The sequence below is a fragment of the Caulobacter sp. BE254 genome, from assembly GCF_031457295.1.
GTDB lineage: Bacteria > Pseudomonadota > Alphaproteobacteria > Caulobacterales > Caulobacteraceae > Caulobacter.
In genome coordinates, this window is sequence record NZ_JAVDWJ010000007.1 from 208,856 (window position 1) to 227,363 (window position 18,508).

The 18,508-nt window shown below is 68.3% G+C and carries 20 protein-coding genes; 12 read left to right on the plus strand and 8 right to left on the minus strand.

The window, feature by feature from the left end; translation table 11 throughout:
* Positions 1-88 precede the first annotated feature (88 nt).
* From J2X41_RS14945 to J2X41_RS14980, 8 genes are all read left to right on the plus strand, one after another.
* Positions 89-643, plus strand: a complete 555-nt coding sequence (locus tag J2X41_RS14945) for a DUF924 family protein (RefSeq protein WP_310082803.1) — start codon at positions 89-91, stop codon at positions 641-643.
* Between the two features lie 72 nt (positions 644-715).
* Positions 716-1,669, plus strand: a complete 954-nt coding sequence (locus J2X41_RS14950) for an SH3 domain-containing protein (protein ID WP_310082804.1) — start codon at positions 716-718, stop codon at positions 1,667-1,669.
* Between the two features lie 86 nt (positions 1,670-1,755).
* Complete coding sequence (locus J2X41_RS14955) at positions 1,756-2,598, plus strand: thymidylate synthase (RefSeq protein ID WP_310082870.1); 843 nt, start codon at positions 1,756-1,758, stop codon at positions 2,596-2,598.
* The gene (locus J2X41_RS14960) at positions 2,595-3,023 is read left to right on the plus strand and encodes a PaaI family thioesterase (protein WP_310082805.1); all 429 of its coding nucleotides are present in this window, start codon (positions 2,595-2,597) and stop codon (positions 3,021-3,023) included. The genes J2X41_RS14955 and J2X41_RS14960 overlap by 4 nt, the downstream gene beginning before the upstream one ends.
* A gap of 70 nt (positions 3,024-3,093) precedes the next feature.
* Positions 3,094-3,609: a dihydrofolate reductase gene (locus J2X41_RS14965; RefSeq protein ID WP_310082806.1), complete on the plus strand. Its 516-nt coding sequence runs from the start codon at positions 3,094-3,096 to the stop codon at positions 3,607-3,609.
* Complete coding sequence (locus J2X41_RS14970; protein WP_310082807.1) at positions 3,609-4,019, plus strand: hypothetical protein; 411 nt, start codon at positions 3,609-3,611, stop codon at positions 4,017-4,019. The genes J2X41_RS14965 and J2X41_RS14970 overlap by 1 nt, the downstream gene beginning before the upstream one ends.
* A 94-nt stretch (positions 4,020-4,113) precedes the next feature.
* Entirely contained in the window at positions 4,114-5,028 is a 915-nt protein-coding gene (locus J2X41_RS14975) for an SMP-30/gluconolactonase/LRE family protein (protein WP_310082808.1), read from the plus strand.
* Between the two features lie 108 nt (positions 5,029-5,136).
* Positions 5,137-5,928: an SDR family oxidoreductase gene (locus J2X41_RS14980; RefSeq protein ID WP_310082809.1), complete on the plus strand. Its 792-nt coding sequence runs from the start codon at positions 5,137-5,139 to the stop codon at positions 5,926-5,928.
* A gap of 138 nt (positions 5,929-6,066) precedes the next feature.
* Here the strand turns inward: J2X41_RS14980 and J2X41_RS14985 are convergent, their stop codons facing one another.
* Together J2X41_RS14985 and J2X41_RS14990 are read right to left on the minus strand one after the other, a co-directional pair.
* The gene (locus J2X41_RS14985; protein ID WP_310082810.1) at positions 6,067-7,158 is read right to left on the minus strand and encodes an NADH:flavin oxidoreductase; all 1,092 of its coding nucleotides are present in this window, start codon (positions 7,156-7,158) and stop codon (positions 6,067-6,069) included.
* 146 nt (positions 7,159-7,304) lie between these two features.
* The gene (locus tag J2X41_RS14990; RefSeq protein ID WP_310082811.1) at positions 7,305-7,595 is read right to left on the minus strand and encodes a putative quinol monooxygenase; all 291 of its coding nucleotides are present in this window, start codon (positions 7,593-7,595) and stop codon (positions 7,305-7,307) included.
* 205 nt (positions 7,596-7,800) lie between these two features.
* Here J2X41_RS14990 and J2X41_RS14995 point away from each other — a divergent pair, with 205 nt between their 5' ends.
* On the plus strand, positions 7,801-8,808 hold the full coding sequence (locus J2X41_RS14995; RefSeq protein ID WP_310082812.1) for a hypothetical protein: 1,008 nt from the start codon (positions 7,801-7,803) through the stop codon (positions 8,806-8,808).
* Positions 8,809-8,842: 34 nt separating this feature from the next.
* Here the strand turns inward: J2X41_RS14995 and J2X41_RS15000 are convergent, their stop codons facing one another.
* Positions 8,843-9,130, minus strand: a complete 288-nt coding sequence (locus J2X41_RS15000; RefSeq protein ID WP_310082813.1) for a hypothetical protein — start codon at positions 9,128-9,130, stop codon at positions 8,843-8,845.
* Between the two features lie 146 nt (positions 9,131-9,276).
* Complete coding sequence (locus J2X41_RS15005; protein ID WP_310082815.1) at positions 9,277-9,972, minus strand: DnaJ family molecular chaperone; 696 nt, start codon at positions 9,970-9,972, stop codon at positions 9,277-9,279.
* Positions 9,973-10,340: 368 nt separating this feature from the next.
* Between J2X41_RS15005 and J2X41_RS15010 the strand changes: the two genes are divergently transcribed.
* Positions 10,341-11,234, plus strand: coding sequence for a hypothetical protein (locus J2X41_RS15010; protein ID WP_310082816.1), 894 nt, complete (start codon positions 10,341-10,343; stop codon positions 11,232-11,234).
* A gap of 178 nt (positions 11,235-11,412) precedes the next feature.
* Here J2X41_RS15010 and J2X41_RS15015 read toward each other — a convergent pair whose 3' ends face one another.
* From J2X41_RS15015 to J2X41_RS15030, 4 genes are all read right to left on the minus strand, one after another.
* Positions 11,413-12,861, minus strand: a complete 1,449-nt coding sequence (locus J2X41_RS15015) for a GH1 family beta-glucosidase (RefSeq protein ID WP_310082817.1) — start codon at positions 12,859-12,861, stop codon at positions 11,413-11,415.
* Positions 12,862-13,098: 237 nt separating this feature from the next.
* Positions 13,099-14,934 carry a DUF885 family protein gene (locus tag J2X41_RS15020; protein ID WP_310082818.1) on the minus strand — a complete coding sequence of 612 codons (1,836 nt, stop codon included), beginning with the start codon at positions 14,932-14,934 and terminating at the stop codon, positions 13,099-13,101.
* 77 nt (positions 14,935-15,011) lie between these two features.
* Positions 15,012-16,082 (minus strand): DUF898 family protein, encoded by a 1,071-nt coding sequence (locus J2X41_RS15025; protein ID WP_310082819.1) that lies wholly within the window; start codon positions 16,080-16,082, stop codon positions 15,012-15,014.
* 159 nt (positions 16,083-16,241) lie between these two features.
* Positions 16,242-16,850 (minus strand): FMN-dependent NADH-azoreductase, encoded by a 609-nt coding sequence (locus tag J2X41_RS15030; RefSeq protein WP_310082820.1) that lies wholly within the window; start codon positions 16,848-16,850, stop codon positions 16,242-16,244.
* 107 nt (positions 16,851-16,957) lie between these two features.
* Between J2X41_RS15030 and J2X41_RS15035 the strand changes: the two genes are divergently transcribed.
* On the plus strand, positions 16,958-17,872 hold the full coding sequence (locus J2X41_RS15035) for a LysR family transcriptional regulator (protein WP_310082821.1): 915 nt from the start codon (positions 16,958-16,960) through the stop codon (positions 17,870-17,872).
* A gap of 42 nt (positions 17,873-17,914) precedes the next feature.
* Positions 17,915-18,484: a Uma2 family endonuclease gene (locus tag J2X41_RS15040; RefSeq protein ID WP_310082822.1), complete on the plus strand. Its 570-nt coding sequence runs from the start codon at positions 17,915-17,917 to the stop codon at positions 18,482-18,484.
* Positions 18,485-18,508 lie beyond the last annotated feature (24 nt).

Genomic DNA, 18,508 nt, shown 5'->3' on the forward strand with positions numbered 1-18,508 from the left:
CATCCCTTGTATTGAAGTGTCGGCCTTGCTCCATGAACCTTGTTTGAACGACGCCGCCTATCCAAGATTGTCCAAAAGGAGATCCACCATGGCCGCCAAACCACAGGACGTGCTGGGCTTCTGGACCGCCGCCGGTCCCGACAAATGGTTCGCCAAGTCCGACGCCTTCGACGACGCCATCCGCCTGAAGTTCGAGCCTGTCCACCTGGCCGCCGCCCGGGGCAAGTACGACGCCTGGGCCGCCGAGCCCGAGGGCGCCCTGGCGCTGGTGATCCTGCTGGACCAGTTTCCCCGCAACCTCTACCGCGGCGGCGGCCACGCCTTCGCCACCGACGGCAAGGCCCGCGCCATCGCCGCGGCCGCCGTGGCGGCAGGCCACGACAAGGCCGTCGCGCCTGAACTGCGGCCGTTCTTCTACCTGCCCTACGAGCACTCCGAATCCCTGGCCGACCAGGAGACCAGCATCGCCCTGTTCGAAGGCCTGCTGAAGGACACCGGCGACGCCGACAGCCTCAAATGGGCCATCGCCCATCGGGACATCATCGCCCGCTTCGGCCGCTTTCCCCACCGCAACGCGGCGCTGGGGCGCGCGACGACGGCGGCCGAACAGGCCTTCCTGGACGAGGGCGGTTTCGCGGGTTGAGCCAGGCCTTGGCTGGGGACCTGCCACAAGCTAGGGTTGGTTCTCAAGCTTTAGAGCATTTAGGGGCAAATCATGAAATTGCTGTCGGGACTGGTGGCGGCCAGCGTCACCTTGTCCGTTCTCGCGCCTTCGGCGGTGTTCGCCCAGGCCAAGCCCAGCAACGCGCAGAAGCTGCAGACCCAGGCCGTCGCCGAGATCCCCCGCTGCGCCCGCAAGCTGGGCACGCTGTCGATCATCGACGGCGACGACCCTCGGGGCTGGACGCAATACAATCTGGCCTCGCCGCAGAAACTGCTGAAGGCCATGGTCCAGAAGTCGGGCTGCTTCAACCTGGTCGACCGGGGCGCGGGCCTGAACGCCGCCCAGATCGAGCGCAACATCGGCGGCAATCTGGGCCTGCAGCGCGGCTCCAACGTCGGCCAGGGCCAGGTCAAGGCCGCCGACTACGTGCTGGTGGCCGAGGTCCAGGCCAGCGACGCCAATTCGGGCGGCGGCGCGGTGGCGGGCCTGCTGGGCGGGGTGATCGGCGGCCGGGCCGGCGGCCTGATCGGCGGCATCAAGACCAAGAAGCTCGAAGCCAACACCGTGCTGTCCCTGACCAACGTGCGCACCACCGAGACGGTGGCCGTGCAGGAAGGTTACGCCGCGAAGAACGACATCGGCTTCGGCCTGGGCGGCGCGATCGGCTTCGGCGGCGCGGTCGGCGGCGGCTACGAGGACACCGAGATCGGCCGGATCATCACCCTGTCGTTCATCAACAGCTACACCAAGCTGGTCACCGACCTGGGCCTGGTGTCGGCCACCACCGCCTCGGCCGCCGCGGCCGCGCCGTCCAAGACCTTCACCGCCATCCGCGTGACCAACATGCGCGCTACGGCCGCGGCCGGCGGCAAGCTGATCCGCGCCTTGCCCGCCGGCGCCATCGTCTATCCCACCGGCGAGAAGAACGGCCTGTGGTGGGAAGTGTCCGACGAGAACGACAATGTCGGCTGGGTGCTGAACACCGGCCTGGAGCCGTCGCGGTAGCAGGACGCTCGTCTGGGGACAGGCGCATGCGCCTGTCCCCAGCCAATACACTGGCGAACATCTCGATTCGGCGGCACTCTGGCGGCATGAACGCCCACGCGCCCGTCCACGCCGATCCCGCCTCCGCCGACCATCCCGAGCGGCAGTACCTGAACCTGCTCGCCGACATCCTTGCGAACGGCGTCCAGCGCGGCGACCGCACCGGCACCGGCACCCTGGGCGTGTTCGGCCGGCAAATCCGCTTCGACCTGTCGCAAGGCTTTCCGGTCCTGACCACCAAGAAGCTGCACCTGCGCTCGATCATCGTCGAGCTGCTGTGGTTCCTGCGCGGCGACACCAACGTGAAGTACCTGCAGGACAACGGCTGCAAGATCTGGGACGAGTGGGCCGACGAGAACGGCGACCTGGGCCCGGTCTACGGCAAGCAGTGGCGGTCCTGGGCCGCGCCTGACGGCCGGTCGATCGACCAGATCGCCAACCTGGTCGAGGGCCTGAAGACCAATCCCAACAGCCGTCGGCACATCGTCAGCGCCTGGAACCCGGCCGATGTCGAGGACATGGCCCTGCCGCCCTGCCATTGCCTGTTCCAGTTCTTCGTCGCCGATGGAAAGCTGAGCTGCCAGCTCTACCAGCGTAGCGCCGACGTCTTCCTGGGCGTGCCGTTCAACATCGCCTCCTACGCCCTGCTGACCCTGATGGTCGCCCAGGTCGTCGGCCTGCAGCCGGGCGAGTTCGTCCACACCTTCGGTGACGCGCACCTGTATCTGAACCACCTGGACCAGGCCCGCGAGCAGATCCAGCGCGAGCCCAAGCCCTTCCCCACCCTGAAGATGGCCGACAAGCGCGACCTGTTCGCCTTCGAATACGAGGACTTCCAGCTGGAAGGCTACGAGGCCCATCCGCACATCAAGGCGGCGGTCGCGGTTTGACCTGGGCCACCGATCGGCTCGACCAGATCCGGGGCGGCGACACGCCCTTCCCGCCCGTCGTCCAGACCCTGAAGCTCGGCGGCCTGGACGACTGGGGCGAGGGATGGGTCCACAAGACCTGGACGCCGGCCCCGGAACTGCTCAACAGCGACGGCTCGCTGTTCGGCGGCTATATCGCCGCCCTGGCCGACCAGATCCTGGCCTTCGCGGCCATGACCGTCGCCCCCGCCGACGCCGTGTTCCGCACCAGCAACCTGAAGGTCGACTTCATCCGCGTGGGCAAGGCCGAGGTTCTCGCGCTCGAAGGCCGCGTGGTCGCCCGGACCCGGGGCATGATCCATGTCGAGGCCGACTTCCGCCGTCCGGACGGCGAGATGATCGCCCGCGCCAGCGCCCAGCAGATCATCGTCCCCTTCGGCGGCTGATCCGTCCGCGAAAGTCGCAAGCCCGACAGACCGGGTGGCCGCGACGGCCGACGCAGGGTAAACATGTCGCATGTCCGTTATCCTTACCGTCGGCCCGGTGGCCCGTTCCCTTAACGGCGTCATCGGCCGCGACAACGACCTGCCGTGGCGGCTGAAGTCCGACCTGGCGATCTTCAAGGCCTGTACGATGGGCAAGCCGGTGATCATGGGACGCAAGACCTGGGATAGCCTGCCTCGCAAGCCGCTGCCGGGGCGGATGAACATCGTGCTGTCGCGCGACGGCTCGTTCGAGCCGCCCCAGGCGGTGGTCTGCGAGAGCTTCCTGGAGGCCGTGCAGATGGCCAAGGAGCAGGCGGCCGAGGACGGCGTCGACGAGGTCTGCGTGATCGGCGGCCGCGCCCTGTTCGAGACCGCCCTGCCCAAGGCCAGGCGGCTGTACCTGACCGAGGTGCAGGCCGAGGTCGACGGCGACGTCAGCTTTCCCGCGTTCGACGAAGCGGCCTGGACCGAGGTGCGCCGCGAGGCGCATCCTGCCGGTCCCGACGACGACCACGCCTTCGTCTTCCGTGTCCTGGAGCGCCGCTGATGCGTCCCCCTCCCCGCGCCCTGGCCGTCCTTCTCAGCGTCCTGGCCCTGACCGCCGGGGTGACCGACGTGGCCCTGGCCGACATCGGACTGGGCCAGGGCGACAGCCTGGCGCGGGCGGCGGCCACCGACGTGGTGGTGTTCAACGTGGTCAAGGTGCGGCCGCTGGACGGCGGCGAGGTCGCCAGCTGCCGAGTGTTCGGCCGGGCGATCCGGGCCGAGCGCGGCAAGCGCTTCAGGCCTCGCCAGTCGGTGCGCCTGACCGTCCCCTGCGCGACCCAGGGCGCGGACGCTTCGGACGCCACGCCCAAGTGGGTGGATCGCGAGGCCCTGGTGCGCTCGGCCCACGGCCGGGCCTTCCTGGGCAGCGATGGCGGGCTGATCGCCTACGAGCTCTATGACCTGAACTGAGGCGCTGCGCCTCGGTAAGGCGCTTGCCGTGCCGTTCAAACATCCGTTTACTCCCTGAACGCGCCCGATAGAGGCGTCATCCAGGGAGAGACGCATGGAGCTGGAACTCGTCGCCGAGGGCCTGCGGTTTCCGGAAGGCCCGATCGCCATGGCCGACGGCTCGGTGATCCTCGTCGAAATGCAGGGCCAGGTCCTGACCCGGGTGCGTCCCGACGGACGCAAGGGGACAGTAGCCGAGGTCCCCGGCGGCCCCAACGGCGCCGCCATCGGGCCGGACGGGGCGATCTATGTCGCCAACAACGGCGGCAGCTTCCAGTGCATCGACATGGGCGGCCTCAACGTGCCCGGCCCCACCCCGCCCACCCACACGGGCGGCTCGATCCAGCGGGTCGACCTCGTCACCGGCGCTGTGACCACCCTCTACACCGAATGCGACGGCAAGGCTCTGGTGGGCCCCAATGACCTGGTCTTCGATCGACAGGGCGGCTTCTGGTTCACCGACCACGGCTGCAGCACCCCCGACGGCCGCAAGTACGGCGCGCTGTACTACGCCCTGTCCGACGGCTCGAAGATCGTCCGCCGGCGCGACCATTTCGTTTCGCCCAACGGCGTGGGTCTCTCGCCCGACGAGAAGACCGTCTACATGGCCGACACCCTGCTGGGGCGGCTGTGGTCGTTCGACGTGGCCGAGCCGGGCGTGCTGGCCGATCCCCCCGCGCCGCTGCAGCCGGGGAACGTGGTCTGCAACCTGCCGGGCTACCAGATGCTGGACAGCCTGGCGGTCGAGGCCGACGGCAGGGTCTGCGTGGCGACGATCATCAACGGCGGGATCACAGCCTTCTCGCCGGATGGGACCACCGAGCATATCGCCGTGCCCGACGCGATCGTCACCAACATCTGCTTCGGCGGCGCCGAAATGCGCGACGCCTGGATCACGGCCTCGGGAACGGGCAGGCTCTACAAGGCCCGGTGGCCGCGTCCGGGGTTGAGACTGAACTTCAACGCCTGATCGGCGCGACCTGTGAACTGAAGTCACAGGCCATGTGCCGCGCCAAGGCATGGTCCAGCTCGGCTTGCGTCCCATCTTTGGCGTCGCAAAACAAAGAGGAGTCCTTCGATGGATCTCAAACTCGGAAACAAGACCGCCCTGGTGACCGGCTCGACCGCCGGCATCGGCCTGGAGATCGCCCGCACCCTGGCCGTGGAGGGCGCGACGGTGTTCGTCACCGGCCGCGACCAGGCCAAGCTCGACGCGGCGGTAAGCGACATCCGCGCCTCGGGCGGCGCGAACGTCTCAGGCGTCCTGGCCGATGCGGCCACCGCCAAGGGCGCCGCGACGTTGCTGGCCGCGGTTCCCCAGGTCGACATCCTGGTCAACAACCTGGGCATCTATGAGATGAAGGCCTTCGCCGACATCCCGGACGAGGACTGGCTGCATCTGTTCGAGGTCAATGTGATGAGCGGCGTGCGGCTGTCGCGCGGCTATTTCCCCGGCATGCTGGAGCGCGACTGGGGCCGGGTGATCTTCATCTCCAGCGAGTCCGGCCTGGCGATCCCGGGCGAGATGGTCCACTACGGCATGACCAAGAGCGCCCAGCTGGCGGTCGCCCGGGGCATGGCCCAGCAGACCAAGGGCACGGGCGTGACGGTCAATTCGGTCCTGCCCGGACCGACCCGCGCCGCGGCCATCGCCGACTTCCTCAAGAGCGTGTCCAGCAATCCGGACGCCTCGCCCGAAGAGCACGAGGCCGAGTTCTTCGCCAAGCACCGCTCGGCCTCGCTGCTGCAGCGGATGATCGAGCCGCAGGAAATCGCCAGCCTAGTCGCCTATGTCGCCAGCCCGCTTTCGGCGGCCACCAACGGCGCGTCGCTGAAGGCCGAGGGCGGTCTGGTCACGACGATCGCTTAGCCTGGCTAGGACCTCCCCCTGTGGGGGAGGCGGCGCGAAGCGCCGGTGGGGGGAGTAGACCCACCTCGGCCAACTCCCCCCTCCGTCGGCTACGCCGACACCTCCCCCACAGGGTGAGGATCTTCCTGGGCGCTCTGCCTAGTACAGCACCCCCAGCGCCGAGCGCTCGAAGCTCTTCAGTTCGTCCTGGCGGCCGTCGCGGATCTTCACCACCCATTCGGGGTCCTGCAGGATGGCGCGGCCGACGCCGACCAGGTCGAACTCGTCGCGCTCCAGGCGTTCGAGCAGGCCGTCGATCGAGGCGGGCTGGCTGCCCTCGCCGCCGAACGCCGCGATGAACTCGCCCGACAGGCCCACCGAGCCGACGGTGATGGTCGGGGCGCCGGTCAGCTTCTTGGCCCAGCCGGCGAAGTTCAGGTCGCTGCCCTCGAACTCCGGCTCCCAGAACCGCCGTTGCGAGCAGTGGAAGATGTCGGCGCCGGCGTCGGCCAGCGGCTGCAGCCAGGCCTCCAGCAGTTGCGGGGTCTCGGCGTTCTTGACCGCGTAGTCCTGCTGCTTCCACTGCGACAGGCGGATGATCACCGGATAGTCAGGACCGACGGCGGCGCGGACGGCCTTGAGGATCTCGGCGGCGAACTTGCTGCGCTCGGCGATGCCGGGACCGCCGAACACGTCGTCGCGGACGTTGGTGCCGTTCCAGAAAAACTGGTCGATCAGGTAGCCGTGGGCCCCGTGCAGCTCGATGGCGTCGAAGCCCAGGGTCTTGGCGTTGGCGGCGGCGCTGGCGAAGGCGGCGATGGTGTCGGCCACGTCCTCGTCGGTCATCGGTTCGGTGAACGGGTTGCCGCCCGGCTTGGACAGGCCCGAGGGGCTGTCGATCTTGCCCAGCACGTCCTTGCCCTTGGCCGAGCCCACGTGCCACAGCTGCGGGGCGATCAGGCCGCCGGCGGCGTGCACCTCGTCGACCACCTTCTTCCAGGCCGCCAACTCCTTCTCGCCGTGGAAGCGCGGGATGTTGGCGTCGTTCAGCGAGGCCGGCCGGGCCACGCCCGTGCCCTCGGTGACGATCAGCCCGACCTGGTTCTCGGCGCGCCGGCGGTAATAGGCGGCGACGTCGTTGGTGGCCACGCCGCCGGGCGAGAACGACCGGGTCATCGGCGCCATCACCACCCGGTTCGGCAGCTTCAGCGACTTGAATTCGAACGGCTTGAACAGGGCGTCGAGGGCCATGGGAGCTCCGCGGGAGGGCTAGGTCAGCAGCGGTTATAAGGGTGGGTTGCGTTTAAAGACTATAGAGAAAAACTGAGTCCTGCGTGGGAAGGCGAACGTGCGGCGATCGATGGGCGCCGTTGCACGATCGACGATCCCGGCGGTCCCTACTCCACCGCGTCGAGATATTCGATCTCGGGTCGGCCGGCCATGAACGGCCCCATGGCCGCGCCGGCGGCCTTGAAGTAGTCGCTGGAACCGTGGGCCTTCAGGGCGTCTTCCGAGGCGTAGAGCTCCAGCACCTTGTAGGTCCCGGCCTCGGCCTTGCTGCGGGTCAGCTGATAGACGAGGCAGCCCGGCTCGTTGGCCTTCACCCTGTTTTGCAGGCCGAGGAAGACCTTTTCGAAGTCCGCCGTCTTGTCCGGCTGAACCTTCAGCACCGCCACCACGCCGATCATGTCGTCCTCCCGGGGCCTTGGCGGCCAAACAGTTGTTTGAAGGCAGTGTCGGGGAAGCGGCGACGGAGGGCAAGGGCTAGGTTCCCCCTCAAGGAAGCTCAGACAGAAGTTGTGACACCACAATAAATACACTAAGAGTTGAACTCGGAGTATTCTAGGGTCAAGCTTCGACCTAACCCCGAAGCCCGTGGATCACTGGGGGAACATGATGATGATCAACGATCGGGGTGACGGTCTCGCCAGATTTGGGCGACGCTGGGGGTTTTTCGGTCTGATCCTCCCGGCGGTCGCCATCATGGGCGCGCAGCTCGTGTTATGGCGCTTTGGCGTCGGCGGCCAAGCCGACCACGAACGTCTTTCGAACCTGCTGACAACCTACCAGGCCAATGCCGCAATCCCTGTCGTGCTAGCGGGCGGACGTCTGGAATGGATGGCGCTGGTGCTGGGCGGCTTGGCCTTGGCGCCCGCCTGCGTTCTGGTCAGCCTGCGTGTCCTGTTCCGTAACCTCGCCCTGACGGGTTTCGTGTTCGCCCTGTTGGTTTGGCTGATCGCCGGCGTCGCCCTGTTTGCGAGCCCATGGTGGCGACCGGACCCCCTGAAGGATGCGCCCGTGTTGTTCAAGCTGACCGAAGCCATAGCGCTCCCGGCCTATGGAACGCAGTTTGCGTTCATGGCTAGTGTGACGACGCGTCTGTTGTTCGTCTTGACCATGACCGTGACGGTCGTCGTCATGTTGGCTGGCGTGTCGGTATTGAGTCGGCATTACCCACCGGGTCTCGACAACGCTCAAAGCTTGAACGCCAAGCGACGCGACCTGAAGATTCAGCTCGTCCTAGCTTCGATCCTGCTGACCCACTCAACCGCCTTCATGGGCCAGTGGCTGAAATGGCCGGCGGTCTTTATCGGCCTGGCCGCAAAGGCCGCCACGAAGGAAAGCGTATCCGCCGCGACCCTGGCCAACGGCGCCGAGCAGGTTCAGGCCTTCGCCGAGGGTGCTCGCCTGTATTTCGGCGCGGGTTATTCCCTTGCCCTCGTGGCCGTCGCCGTCCCTGCCGTCCTAAGCCTGTCGCGTCGCTTGAAGCTTGTCGCGGTTGAAGGCGATGCGCCAGACTTCCTCACACATAATGTGCTCAAACACGACGAGATTGCAGCCCTGCTGACGATGACCGCACCGCTTCTCGCCGGGGCGATCGGGGTCGTGGCGAAGATCTGAAGTCCAGAAACCGCGATTCCGACAGCCGCGCCAGCTAGCGCCGCTCGTTCCAGCCGTAGGCCACCCACGAATGGCCGCCCATGTGGCGGGCTTCGATCAGGCCGGGGTCGCCGCTGGGCGCGGCGGCGGGCGCGGTGCGGCCGCGGAAGGCGAAGGCGGCGAGGCCGAGCAGGGCGGTGGCCATGAAGCCGATCACCACCAGGGTGGCGGCGAACACCACCGCGATCACCGCGGCGGCGGCGACGGCGATCGAGGTCGCCACGGCGCCGGCGAGCGTCACCAGGCTGCGCCAAGCGATACCGGTAGCCTTGCCTGTCTCCATGGTCGTCCTCGCAGGCGTGCTCCGCCCTATGAATCAAGATGGGGCGCCAGTCCTGAACATCAACTGAACACCCGCCGGATCGTTCCGTAAAATGAATTCGGCGCTAACCATGGCGAATTGGCGGCCTTGTTGAACCGCCCGACGCCCTAGTTCGCGCCGAGACCGGCCAATTCGCGCCGTTCGCGCATCACCGTGCTGAAGGCGGCGTTGATGGCCGCCGACTTGGCTTCGGCCACCTCGATGAACTCCAGCGGCAGGCCGCGGGCCCGGGCGCGGTCGGGGTGGGCTTCCGACATCGCCGCGCGCCAGGCCGAGTGCACCACCGCGTCGTCGGCGTCGGCCGGCACGTCGAGGATGCGGTAGGGGTCGTCCGGGCCCGTGCCGACGTGGGTCGCCGTCAGGCGACGGAACGACAGCGGCGACATGCCGAACAGGTCGGCCACCCGCTCCAGGTAGCTCAGCTCGTCCTGGGTCACCGCCCCGTCGGCCTTGGCGATGTGGAACAGGCCGTCCAGCACGTCCTCGAGGATCTGCGGGCAGGTGCGATAGCGCTTGGCCAGCCGCTTGGCGTAGCTCTCGAAGCCGTGCGTCGTCTGGCGCGCCAGGTCGTACAGGCGGTGGATGTTGTTCTCCGACTCGGGGTCGGGGTGGAACACCTCGGCGAAGGCGGCGTATTCGTCGCCGTCGGCCGAGCCGTCGGCCTTGGCCAGCTTCGCGCCCAGCGCCGTGACCGCCGTCGAGAAGGCAGGATCCTGACCGGGCAGCCCGGGCGGACATTCCTGGCACTCGGCCATGTCCAGCCGGCGCGCGGCGAGGGTTGCGATGTTACGCCAGAAGGTCATGCCGTGACGAAAGTCCAGAAGCGTGGCGGAGTGATGACGGCGGACACGTCCCCCGCCTCTCAACGGATCACGCTCCCGTTTTGCCTTCTAGCACAAAAACGTCACGCCCCCACCCGCTGCTTGCTGCGGCGCACATTGAAACTTTGTAACGTGCAGAAGCTGTGGCGACTCACGCAACGCTCGGCTGCGTACAGGAATCTTTGCCGCGAACGGGAGCGTTTTGGCCCGTTCAGCCGTTATGGCGCCGCTTGGTCGACGGCGGTGCAAAACACGCCGGCGCCACGCTCTGGTCTCAAACGGGCCGGAAATGCTCTATTCGAACGCGACCGACTCTCTGAGCGACGCCCTACAAGAGGACCTCCGCCCGCATGGCGACCGCCTTCCTTCTCGCCCTGGCCCTGCTGGCCCAGGACGCTCCAGTGTCCACCGCGCCGACCGCTTCGGCTCCCCCGCCCCGCACCCAGCCCGTCGCCACGGCCCCGACCGACGACTACGGCTATGTCGGCTGGTGCTACGGCGCGCTGGGCGGCTATGTCGAGCTGTACGACAAGGTGATGCCGGAGGTGACCCGCATCGAGAAGACCTTCCCCGGCCCCGACGGCTTCAAGGCGGCCATGAAGGAATATCCGGCGATGCGCGACCAGGCCAAGAAGGACCTCGCCGTCTACCGCTCGGCCATCGTCGCGGCCGAAAAGGCCAGCCCCCGCCCGATCTCGGAATATGGCGCGGCGGCCATCAAGAAGGGCCATTCGGTCTGGACCGGAGCCGACCAGATCGACAAGGCCCGCCTAGCCCAGGTGTGGATGAGCTGGAGCCCGCCCGGCGACTGCGACACGCGCGCCAAGGCGCTGGAGACCAAGTCCAACCTGTTCGGCCAGGCCCTGAACTACAACGTCAAGAAAAGCGCCGTTCCGGCCACGGAAACCCCGACGCCGGAGCCGGCCTCCAGCCCGGCCGAGACCGCCGCGCCCGCGGCCGAACCCGAGGCGCCGCCGCCCGCGCCGGTGGCGGAGGCCCCCGTGGCCGAGACTCCCGTGGCCCCGGCTCCGGTGAAGACGCCAGCCGCCGCGAAGCCCAAGGTCCAGTCTACCGCCAGAAAGACCGCCACGGCCCTGCCGCCGATCGGCGCCAAGCCCGCCGCCATGCCGATCGCCGCCAAGGGCGAGATCATCATCGACCCGAACGATCCCAAGCCCTGCGCCGGCAGCCTGGTCCCCGCCAAGCGCGGCGGCAAGAACGTGCTGATCTGCAAGGCGGACTAGAGACAAAGAACCCTCTCCCAGCGGGAGAGGGCGGGGCCCGCCGCGTAGCGGTGGGAGGGCGAGGGGTTACACCCTCACCGATTTCACTCAAGCGCCCTGCCGGCACGCCGTCGGGCGCAGAACCCCTCACCCTCCCAAGCTTCGCTTGGGCCCCTCCCTCTCCCCATGGGAGAGGGCGCTAGGAGGCCGGCAGCAACCCCGTCGTCGCCACGCCCTTGAACCACCCATACGACGTCTTGGGCGTCCGCACGCCGGTAGCGCGGTCCATGGCCACCAGGCCGAACTTCGACGTATAGCCGATGTCCCATTCCCAGTTGTCGATCAGGGTCCAGGTGAAGTAGCCGCCGATCCGCGAGCCGGCTTCCATGGCGCTCTTCACCGCCTCCAGGTGGCGGCGCAGGTACTGGCAGCGGAAGGCGTCGTCGGTCACCGCCGGGCCGTCGCCGAAGGGGTCCGAGCAGCCGTTCTCGGTGATCAGCACGGGCGGGTTGCCATAGTCGCGGCGGACCATCGCCAGCACCTCGGCCAGGCCGGACGGATCGATCTGCCGGCCGAAGGCGTCCAGTTCGGCGCCCTTCGGCGGCGCCCCGATCGCGATGTGGCTGGGACTGGCCAGGTCCAGCTTCACATAGGCGGGGGCGTAGTAGTTGACCCCCAGGAAGTCGATCGGCTGGCGGATGGTCGCCAGATCCCCGTCGCGGACGTGGCCGTCGAGGAAGTCGTCCATCAGCGCCGGATAGGTTCCCTTCAGCAGCGGATCGAGCCAGGCGCGGTTCCACAGGCCGTCCAGGCCGTCGGCCGCCGGCCGGTTCCAGAACGCCAGCGGTCCGCCCGAGGCGCGGCAAGGCTGCAAGGCCTGGGTCGTGCCGATCTTCAGGTCGCCCTGGGCCGCGCGCAGGGCCTGGATCGCCAGGCCTTGGCCCAGGTTCATGTGGTGGGTGGTCGGCCCCAGCAGGGCGATGTCCTTGAGCCCCGGCGCGTGCTCGCCCAGCACATGGCCGAACACCGTGTGCACGGCCGGCTCGTTCAAGGTGATGACATGCTTGAGCCGGTCGCCGAGCCGGCCGGCCACCGCGGCGGCGTAGTCGGCGAAACTCTTGGCGGTGTCGCGCGCGCTCCACCCGCCCTTGTCCTGCAGGGCCTGGGGCAGGTCCCAGTGGAACAGGGTGGCGTAGGGCGTGATCCCCTTGGCCAGACACGCGTCGACCAGGCGCTCGTAGTGATCCAGGCCCGCGGCGTTGACCGTCCCCGCACCGGTGGGCAGCACCCGCGACCAGGCGATCGAGAAGCGGAAGGCCTTCAGGCCCGCCCCGGCGATCAGGTCGACGTCCTCGGCGTAGCGGCGGTAGCTGTCGGTGGCGACGTCGGCGTTCGAGCCGTCCTTGATTCGGCCCGGCTGCTTTTCAAAGGTGTCCCAGATGCTGGGGCCGCGACCGTCGGCGACCGGCGAGCCCTCGGTCTGGAAGGCCGCCGTCGCCACGCCCCAGACGAAGTCCTTCGGAAACTGGCGCGACCGGATCGTCGCCTCGGTCGGTCCGACGCGGTCGCAGCCGCCCAGGCCCAGGCTAGCCGCTCCGCCGATCGTCAGCGCGCCTAGCGTCCTGCGGCTGATGCCGTTGTCGCTCACCTTCGCCCCCTGCCCCACCGGAGGTCGTGCGCCTCCGTGCGTGTCAGGATGAACGCAAAGCGCGAGTTTTGGCTAGAGGGCTCGGCCCGCCCCACCTTCCGTTCATCCCGGCGAATGCTGGGCCCCAGATCCCTTGGCGGTGTGATGGATTGAAAGAACTCAGCGTTTTTTGGCGTCAGCCCCACAGCTAGTCCATCTGGATCCCGGCATTCGCCGGGATGAGCGGCTTATGGGGACTCAGGCAGTCCGTTTTCCGACGATGTAAGCGTCGATCACCCCTTCGAGCTCGGTCAGCGGGACGTTGCCGCCCATCACCACCGCGTCGTCGAAGGTGCGCAGGTCGAAGCGGGCGCCCAGGGCGGCCTGGGCCTTGCCCCGCAGGCGGACGATCTCGCTGTGGCCGACCTTGTAGCCGCAGGCCTGGCCCGGCCAGGCGCAGTAGCGGTCGACCTCGCCCTGCACTTCCTGGCGGGTCGAGCCGTTGGTGGCCACGAACCAGTCGATCGCCTGATCGCGGGTCCAGCGCTTGGCGTGGATGCCGGTGTCGACCACCAGGCGGCAGGCGCGGAAGGCGATGGACTGCAGATAGCCCAGCTGGCCCAGCGGATCGCCGTCATAGGCGCCCAGCTCGTCGGCCAGCTGTTCCGCATAGAGGGCCCAGCCTTCCGAATAGGCGTTGAAGGCCAGCAGCGAGCGGACCAGCGGCAGCTTGTAGGTGTACTCCCCCTGCCAGATGTGGCCCGGCAGGCCCTCGTGATAGGTCAGGGTCGGCAGGCCGTAGCGCGGCCACATGCCCGTGTCGCGCAGGTTGATGTAGTAGTTGCCGGGCACGGTTCCGTCGATCGAGCCGGCCGCCGCGTAGCCGCCGGGCGCGCCGTCCTGAATCTCGACCGGCACGCGCTTGATGACCAGGTTGCCCGGAACCAGCGTGGCGAAGGCGCGCGGCAGGCGGGTGCGGATGTCGGCCACCCGGCCGTTCAGATAAGCCAGGATCTGGGTTCGGCCTTCATCGGTGTTGGGGAACAGGTTCCTGGGGTCCTCGCCCAGCGCCTTCATCCGTGCGCCGACGCTGCCCTGGGTCAGGCCCTGGGCCTTCAGCAGCGTGTCCATGCGCGCGAACAACGCCTTCAGCTGCTCCTCGCCCATCCGGTGGACCTCGTCGGGCGTCAGGCGGCTGGTGGTGCCGGCCCGCAGCGCCCAGGCGTAATAGGCCTCGCCGTTCGGCAGCTTCCAGGCGCCGGCGTCTGAGGTCGCCTTGGCCCGGTGGGCGGTCAGTTCGGCGATCTGGCGGTCCATGGCCGGGGCGATCTTGCCCTCGACGATGGCGGCGGCGCGGCGCGCGTGGTCGCCCGGAAGATCCTTGGCCTTGCGGGCCAGCGAGGTGACCAGGCCCCGGTCGGCGACGGGCTGGGCGCGGGCGCCCTTCTGCTGCTTCAGGGTCTTGTCCAGCAGGAAGTCGGGGGCGATCACCCCCATCGCGCCGTCGTGCTTCAGCCGCGCCGTCTCGCCGTCCAGCTGCGCGGCGTAGAGCTCCAGGCGATGCAAATAGGCCTCGACGTCCGCCGCATTGGCCACGCCGTGCAGGCTGTCCAGGAAGTCCGGCGTCTCGACGAAGGCCCCGGTGTTCTGGGCCACCACATAGGGCGCGTTGCGATAGGACCATTGCGACGACAGGCCGATCGCGTCGCCATAGGGGAAGTCGAAGCCTTCGATGGCCAGTTCGTGGGCCGTCTGGACGACGCCGAGGTCGAGGGCGGCGGCGGGGCTCAGGCCCTTGCGGTCGACCGCCTTCATCCGGGCCACGCGGGCCCTGGCGGCGGCCGCCAGCTTGCTCCGGCCCTCCAGCGAGCGGTCGGTCAGGCTGGACTTCAGGGCCGCGCGCTCGCCCTTGTCCAGACCCAGGGCCGAGGCGTTCTCGGGATATTCCCGCATCAGGTCCTCAGCGACCTGGGCCAGCAGCGCCTCGGCGGCGGCGTCGCCGGGCGCGGCGGCCGCCGCGGCCTTGCCAGCCGTCGCCACGGCCAGTGTCGCGGCGCTCAGCGCCAGGACGTCACGTCGATTGAACTGGCTCACGCTGGCCTCCCGGATTCGCCGGGAAACCTAGCCGAGTTCGCCGGGGACGCCCACGCCCTCGCGCCGAGTCCGTCGGATCAGAACGTGCTGATGCCGAAGGCGTCCGCCAGGCCCTCGTCGGCGCCGGAGCTGGCCGGCGCCTGCCGGACGTTCGAGAGGTCGACCGTGCCCGTGCTGGACAGACGCGACAGCACGAAGCGCGCCGAACGCGCCTCGACCACTGGCAGCAGGAAACCCAGCGAGAAGATCAGGATCAGCACGTTGGTCAGGCTGAGGACGATCAGGTCGACGGCCTTCACCGCGATGGAGAACTGCACCTCGTCGACGCGGATCGCCGTGATCACGGCCCGCATCAGCGCCGCGTGATAGGCGGCGGAAGCCACCACGACGACGAGGATATAGACCAGCAGATAGGCGTAGAGCTTGCCGACCAGAGCCACGTCCGGCGCGCCGCCGGCCTGGGCGTTGGCCATCATCGCCGGCGCCATCAGGGCGATGAAGCCGATATAGCCGAAGAAGCCGACCAGCCAGGCCAGGGTGAACGGGCCATAGAGGCCTTCCTTGTCCGAACGCCGCCAATCCAGCTTCTTGTCGCCGAACGCCAGACCGCCCCACAGCTTGCCCGACAGCCGCATGGTCATGGCCGGCGAGAACCAGCCCAGCGTCACGCAGAACAGCAGGAAATAGCCCAGATAGGACCAGCCGAACTTGGCCGGCGAGCCCGCCAGCTGGAACCGCGTGCCTCGCCAGACGGTGCGACCGGCGACATAGCGGAACGCCATGAACGTCGCCGCGCCCAGCGCCACGATCAGGGCGACGTAGAACGGGATGATCAACAGCATGAACAGTGGGTTGACCACGGTCAGGATGACCAGCGCCACGTAAGGCACGAACAGGATCGCCATGCCCAACAGGAAGCCCAGGAACAGTTCCAGCCCCTTGCCGGTGTAGCTGAAGGCCTCGCCGTTCAGGCTGACCTTCTCCCAGATGCTTCGCCGCGTCGCGGTCTTGGCCCAGAAGCTGTAGACGCCGAGCGTCACCATGTTCAGCAGGCCGTTCTTGATCCCCAGCCCGACGAAGTCCGACGACTTCAGCGTCTGGCCAAACGTCAGCGTCTCGCCCGAGGTGGGCGCGGTCGCGTCGGTCATCAAATTCCCCCGTAGGTCCTAAAGCGCCACTGTGCGCGGGACAAAGCAGTGGGGGCATCGCAACTTCAGGTCAAGCTCTGGCCCGCGACGCCGACGGGCGGAAAGGCGCACGAGCCTTCCCGCCCTGGCCGGATCGCGCCACGCGTTGGGCGCCGTGGGTCAGGCCGCCAGCTTCAGGATCTCGCCCTGGGCCGCCTCCAGCGACTTGCCGCGGGCTTCTTCGCCCAGGGCCACGCCCTCGGCGCGGATGAAACGCAGGTCGGTGACCCCCAGGAAGCCGAACAGGCCTTTCAGGTAGGTCTCCTGGTGGTCCAGGCCGGCGGCGGGCGCGCCCTCGCCGTAGTGGCCTCCCCGCGACGAGGCGATGATCACCGTCTTGTCGCCGGCCAAGCCCTCGGGGCCGTTCTCGGTGTAGCGGAAGGTGCGGCCGGCGACGGCGACGCGATCGATCCAGGCCTTCAGCTGGGTGGAGATCGAGAAGTTGTACATCGGCGCGCCGATCACCACGATGTCGGCGGCCAGGAACTCGTCGAGAGCGGCCTGGCCCGAGGCGATGTCGGCGGCCAGGGCGGCGTTCTCCGGCGTCGCGCCTTGGCCGGCGGCCAGATGGGCGCCCGTCAGGTGGTCCAGCGGCTGGGCGGCCAGGTCCCGGCGGACGATCTCCAGGCCGGGATGCTGTGCGGTCTGGGCGGCGACGATCGCGGCCGACAGCGTGCGGCTCACCGAGCCTGCGCCCAGGATGCTGGAATCGATGTGAAGCAGTTTCATGACCTTGGAACTCCGAAGCGCCCTCTGGCGCGACGAACGATCTAGGCCTTCCCCAACCAGCGCGGCAGCCTATATGATTAGATAATATCCATCGTCAGGACAGATACATGCTGGACGGCGTCACGCTCGATCAGATGCGCACCTTCCTCGCCGCCGCCGACGAGGGCAGCTTCTCGGCGGCCGGCCGCCGGCTGGGGCGCGCCCAGTCGGTGGTCAGCCAGACCCTCGCCAATCTGGAAGGCCAGCTGGGCGTGCGCCTGTTCGACCGGGCCGCCCGCCTGCCGGTGCTGACCGAAGCCGGCCGGGCCCTGGTCGTCGAGGCCCGCGAAGTGGCGGGCCGCATGGACGCCTTCAAGGCCCGCGCCGCCAGCCTCGCAGGCGGACTGGAGCCGGAGGTCTCGATCGTCGTCGACGTGATGTTCCCGATGCACGTCCTGACCCACGCGATCGGCGACTTCCAGGCCCACTTCCCCGACACGGCGCTGCGCGTGCACGTCGAGGCCTTGGGCGCGGTGATGCAGCCCGTCCTGGACGGCCGCTGCGCCTTCGCTGTGATGAGCGCCCTGCCCGACATGCCCGTCACCCTGGTGCGCGAGCAGCTCCAATCGTTGCGCCTGATCCATGTCGCCGCCTCGGACCATCCGTTGGCCGCCTTCAAGGGCCCGGTTCCGACCGAGGAACTGGCGCGCCACGTGCAGTTGGTGTTGACCGATCGCTCGTCTCTGACCCAGGGCCGCGAGTATGGGGTGTTCTCGCCCCGCACCTGGCGCCTGGCCGACCTGGGCGCCAAGCACGCCTTCCTGCTGGCCGGCCTGGGCTGGGGCGGCATGCCGTCGGATCGAGTCGAAGCCGACCTGAAGTCGGGCGCTCTGGTGGAGATCAAGCTGAGCGACGCGCCCGCCGCGGGCTTCATCATGCCCTGGTACGCCGCCCACCGCCCCGACGCCCCGCCCGGACCGGCGGGACGTTGGCTGATCGAGCGGCTGAAGGAGACGGCGGAACGGTGTCCGCCTCAGGTATGAGCGCTGGGTGCGCGGCCTGGTCCACCGTGTTAATCTCGCCCCATGAACGCGCCCGTTCGCCCCTCCGCTGACCTGCCCCGCCGGCTGTTCACCACGCAGGACGTGTTCCGCATGGTCGAGGCCGGCGTGATGCAGGAGGACGAGAATGTCGAGCTGATCGGGGGGGAGCTCGTGGTCATGGCCGCCAAGAGGAACGACCACGAAATTGCCAAGAGCGCCCTGCTCCGCTGGCTGGCGCGCAAGGCCTCCGACAACCTGATCCTCGGCGTCGAGACCACGCTCTACCTGGCAGAAATGCTGTTCGTAGAACCCGACCTGATGCTCTATCCGCGCGCCTTCAAGCCGCAGGAACTGTCGGGCGGCGATGTCACCTTGTTGATCGAGGTCAGCGACGACAGCCTGTCGCGCGACCTGGGCCTGAAGGCGGCGATCTACGCCGACCATGGCGTGCGCGACTATTGGGTGGTGGATGTCGAAGCGCGGCGGGTGATCGTCCATCGCGATCCAACGGACGAGGGCTATCGATCGGTTCGGTCGTTCGAGGCTGACATGGAGGTGGCGGCGTTGCTGGCGCCGGAACTGGCAATAAGGTTGGCCAGCTTGCTGGACTAAGCTCGTCGAGCTTCAAGGCCCCCG

Coding starts and splice junctions, on each gene's coding strand:
- J2X41_RS14955 (WP_310082870.1), top strand. CDS start 1,756: ATGAACGCCCACGCGCCCGTCCACGCCGATCCCGCCTCCGCCGACCAT.
- J2X41_RS14980 (WP_310082809.1), top strand. CDS start 5,137: ATGGATCTCAAACTCGGAAACAAGACCGCCCTGGTGACCGGCTCGACC.
- J2X41_RS15040 (WP_310082822.1), top strand. CDS start 17,915: ATGAACGCGCCCGTTCGCCCCTCCGCTGACCTGCCCCGCCGGCTGTTC.
- J2X41_RS14975 (WP_310082808.1), top strand. CDS start 4,114: ATGGAGCTGGAACTCGTCGCCGAGGGCCTGCGGTTTCCGGAAGGCCCG.
- J2X41_RS14990 (WP_310082811.1), bottom strand. CDS start 7,595: ATGATCGGCGTGGTGGCGGTGCTGAAGGTTCAGCCGGACAAGACGGCG.
- J2X41_RS14945 (WP_310082803.1), top strand. CDS start 89: ATGGCCGCCAAACCACAGGACGTGCTGGGCTTCTGGACCGCCGCCGGT.
- J2X41_RS15000 (WP_310082813.1), bottom strand. CDS start 9,130: ATGGAGACAGGCAAGGCTACCGGTATCGCTTGGCGCAGCCTGGTGACG.
- J2X41_RS14950 (WP_310082804.1), top strand. CDS start 716: ATGAAATTGCTGTCGGGACTGGTGGCGGCCAGCGTCACCTTGTCCGTT.
- J2X41_RS15010 (WP_310082816.1), top strand. CDS start 10,341: ATGGCGACCGCCTTCCTTCTCGCCCTGGCCCTGCTGGCCCAGGACGCT.
- J2X41_RS14995 (WP_310082812.1), top strand. CDS start 7,801: ATGATGATGATCAACGATCGGGGTGACGGTCTCGCCAGATTTGGGCGA.
- J2X41_RS14965 (WP_310082806.1), top strand. CDS start 3,094: ATGTCCGTTATCCTTACCGTCGGCCCGGTGGCCCGTTCCCTTAACGGC.
- J2X41_RS14970 (WP_310082807.1), top strand. CDS start 3,609: ATGCGTCCCCCTCCCCGCGCCCTGGCCGTCCTTCTCAGCGTCCTGGCC.
- J2X41_RS15035 (WP_310082821.1), top strand. CDS start 16,958: ATGCTGGACGGCGTCACGCTCGATCAGATGCGCACCTTCCTCGCCGCC.
- J2X41_RS15025 (WP_310082819.1), bottom strand. CDS start 16,082: ATGACCGACGCGACCGCGCCCACCTCGGGCGAGACGCTGACGTTTGGC.
- J2X41_RS15005 (WP_310082815.1), bottom strand. CDS start 9,972: ATGACCTTCTGGCGTAACATCGCAACCCTCGCCGCGCGCCGGCTGGAC.
- J2X41_RS15030 (WP_310082820.1), bottom strand. CDS start 16,850: ATGAAACTGCTTCACATCGATTCCAGCATCCTGGGCGCAGGCTCGGTG.
- J2X41_RS14985 (WP_310082810.1), bottom strand. CDS start 7,158: ATGGCCCTCGACGCCCTGTTCAAGCCGTTCGAATTCAAGTCGCTGAAG.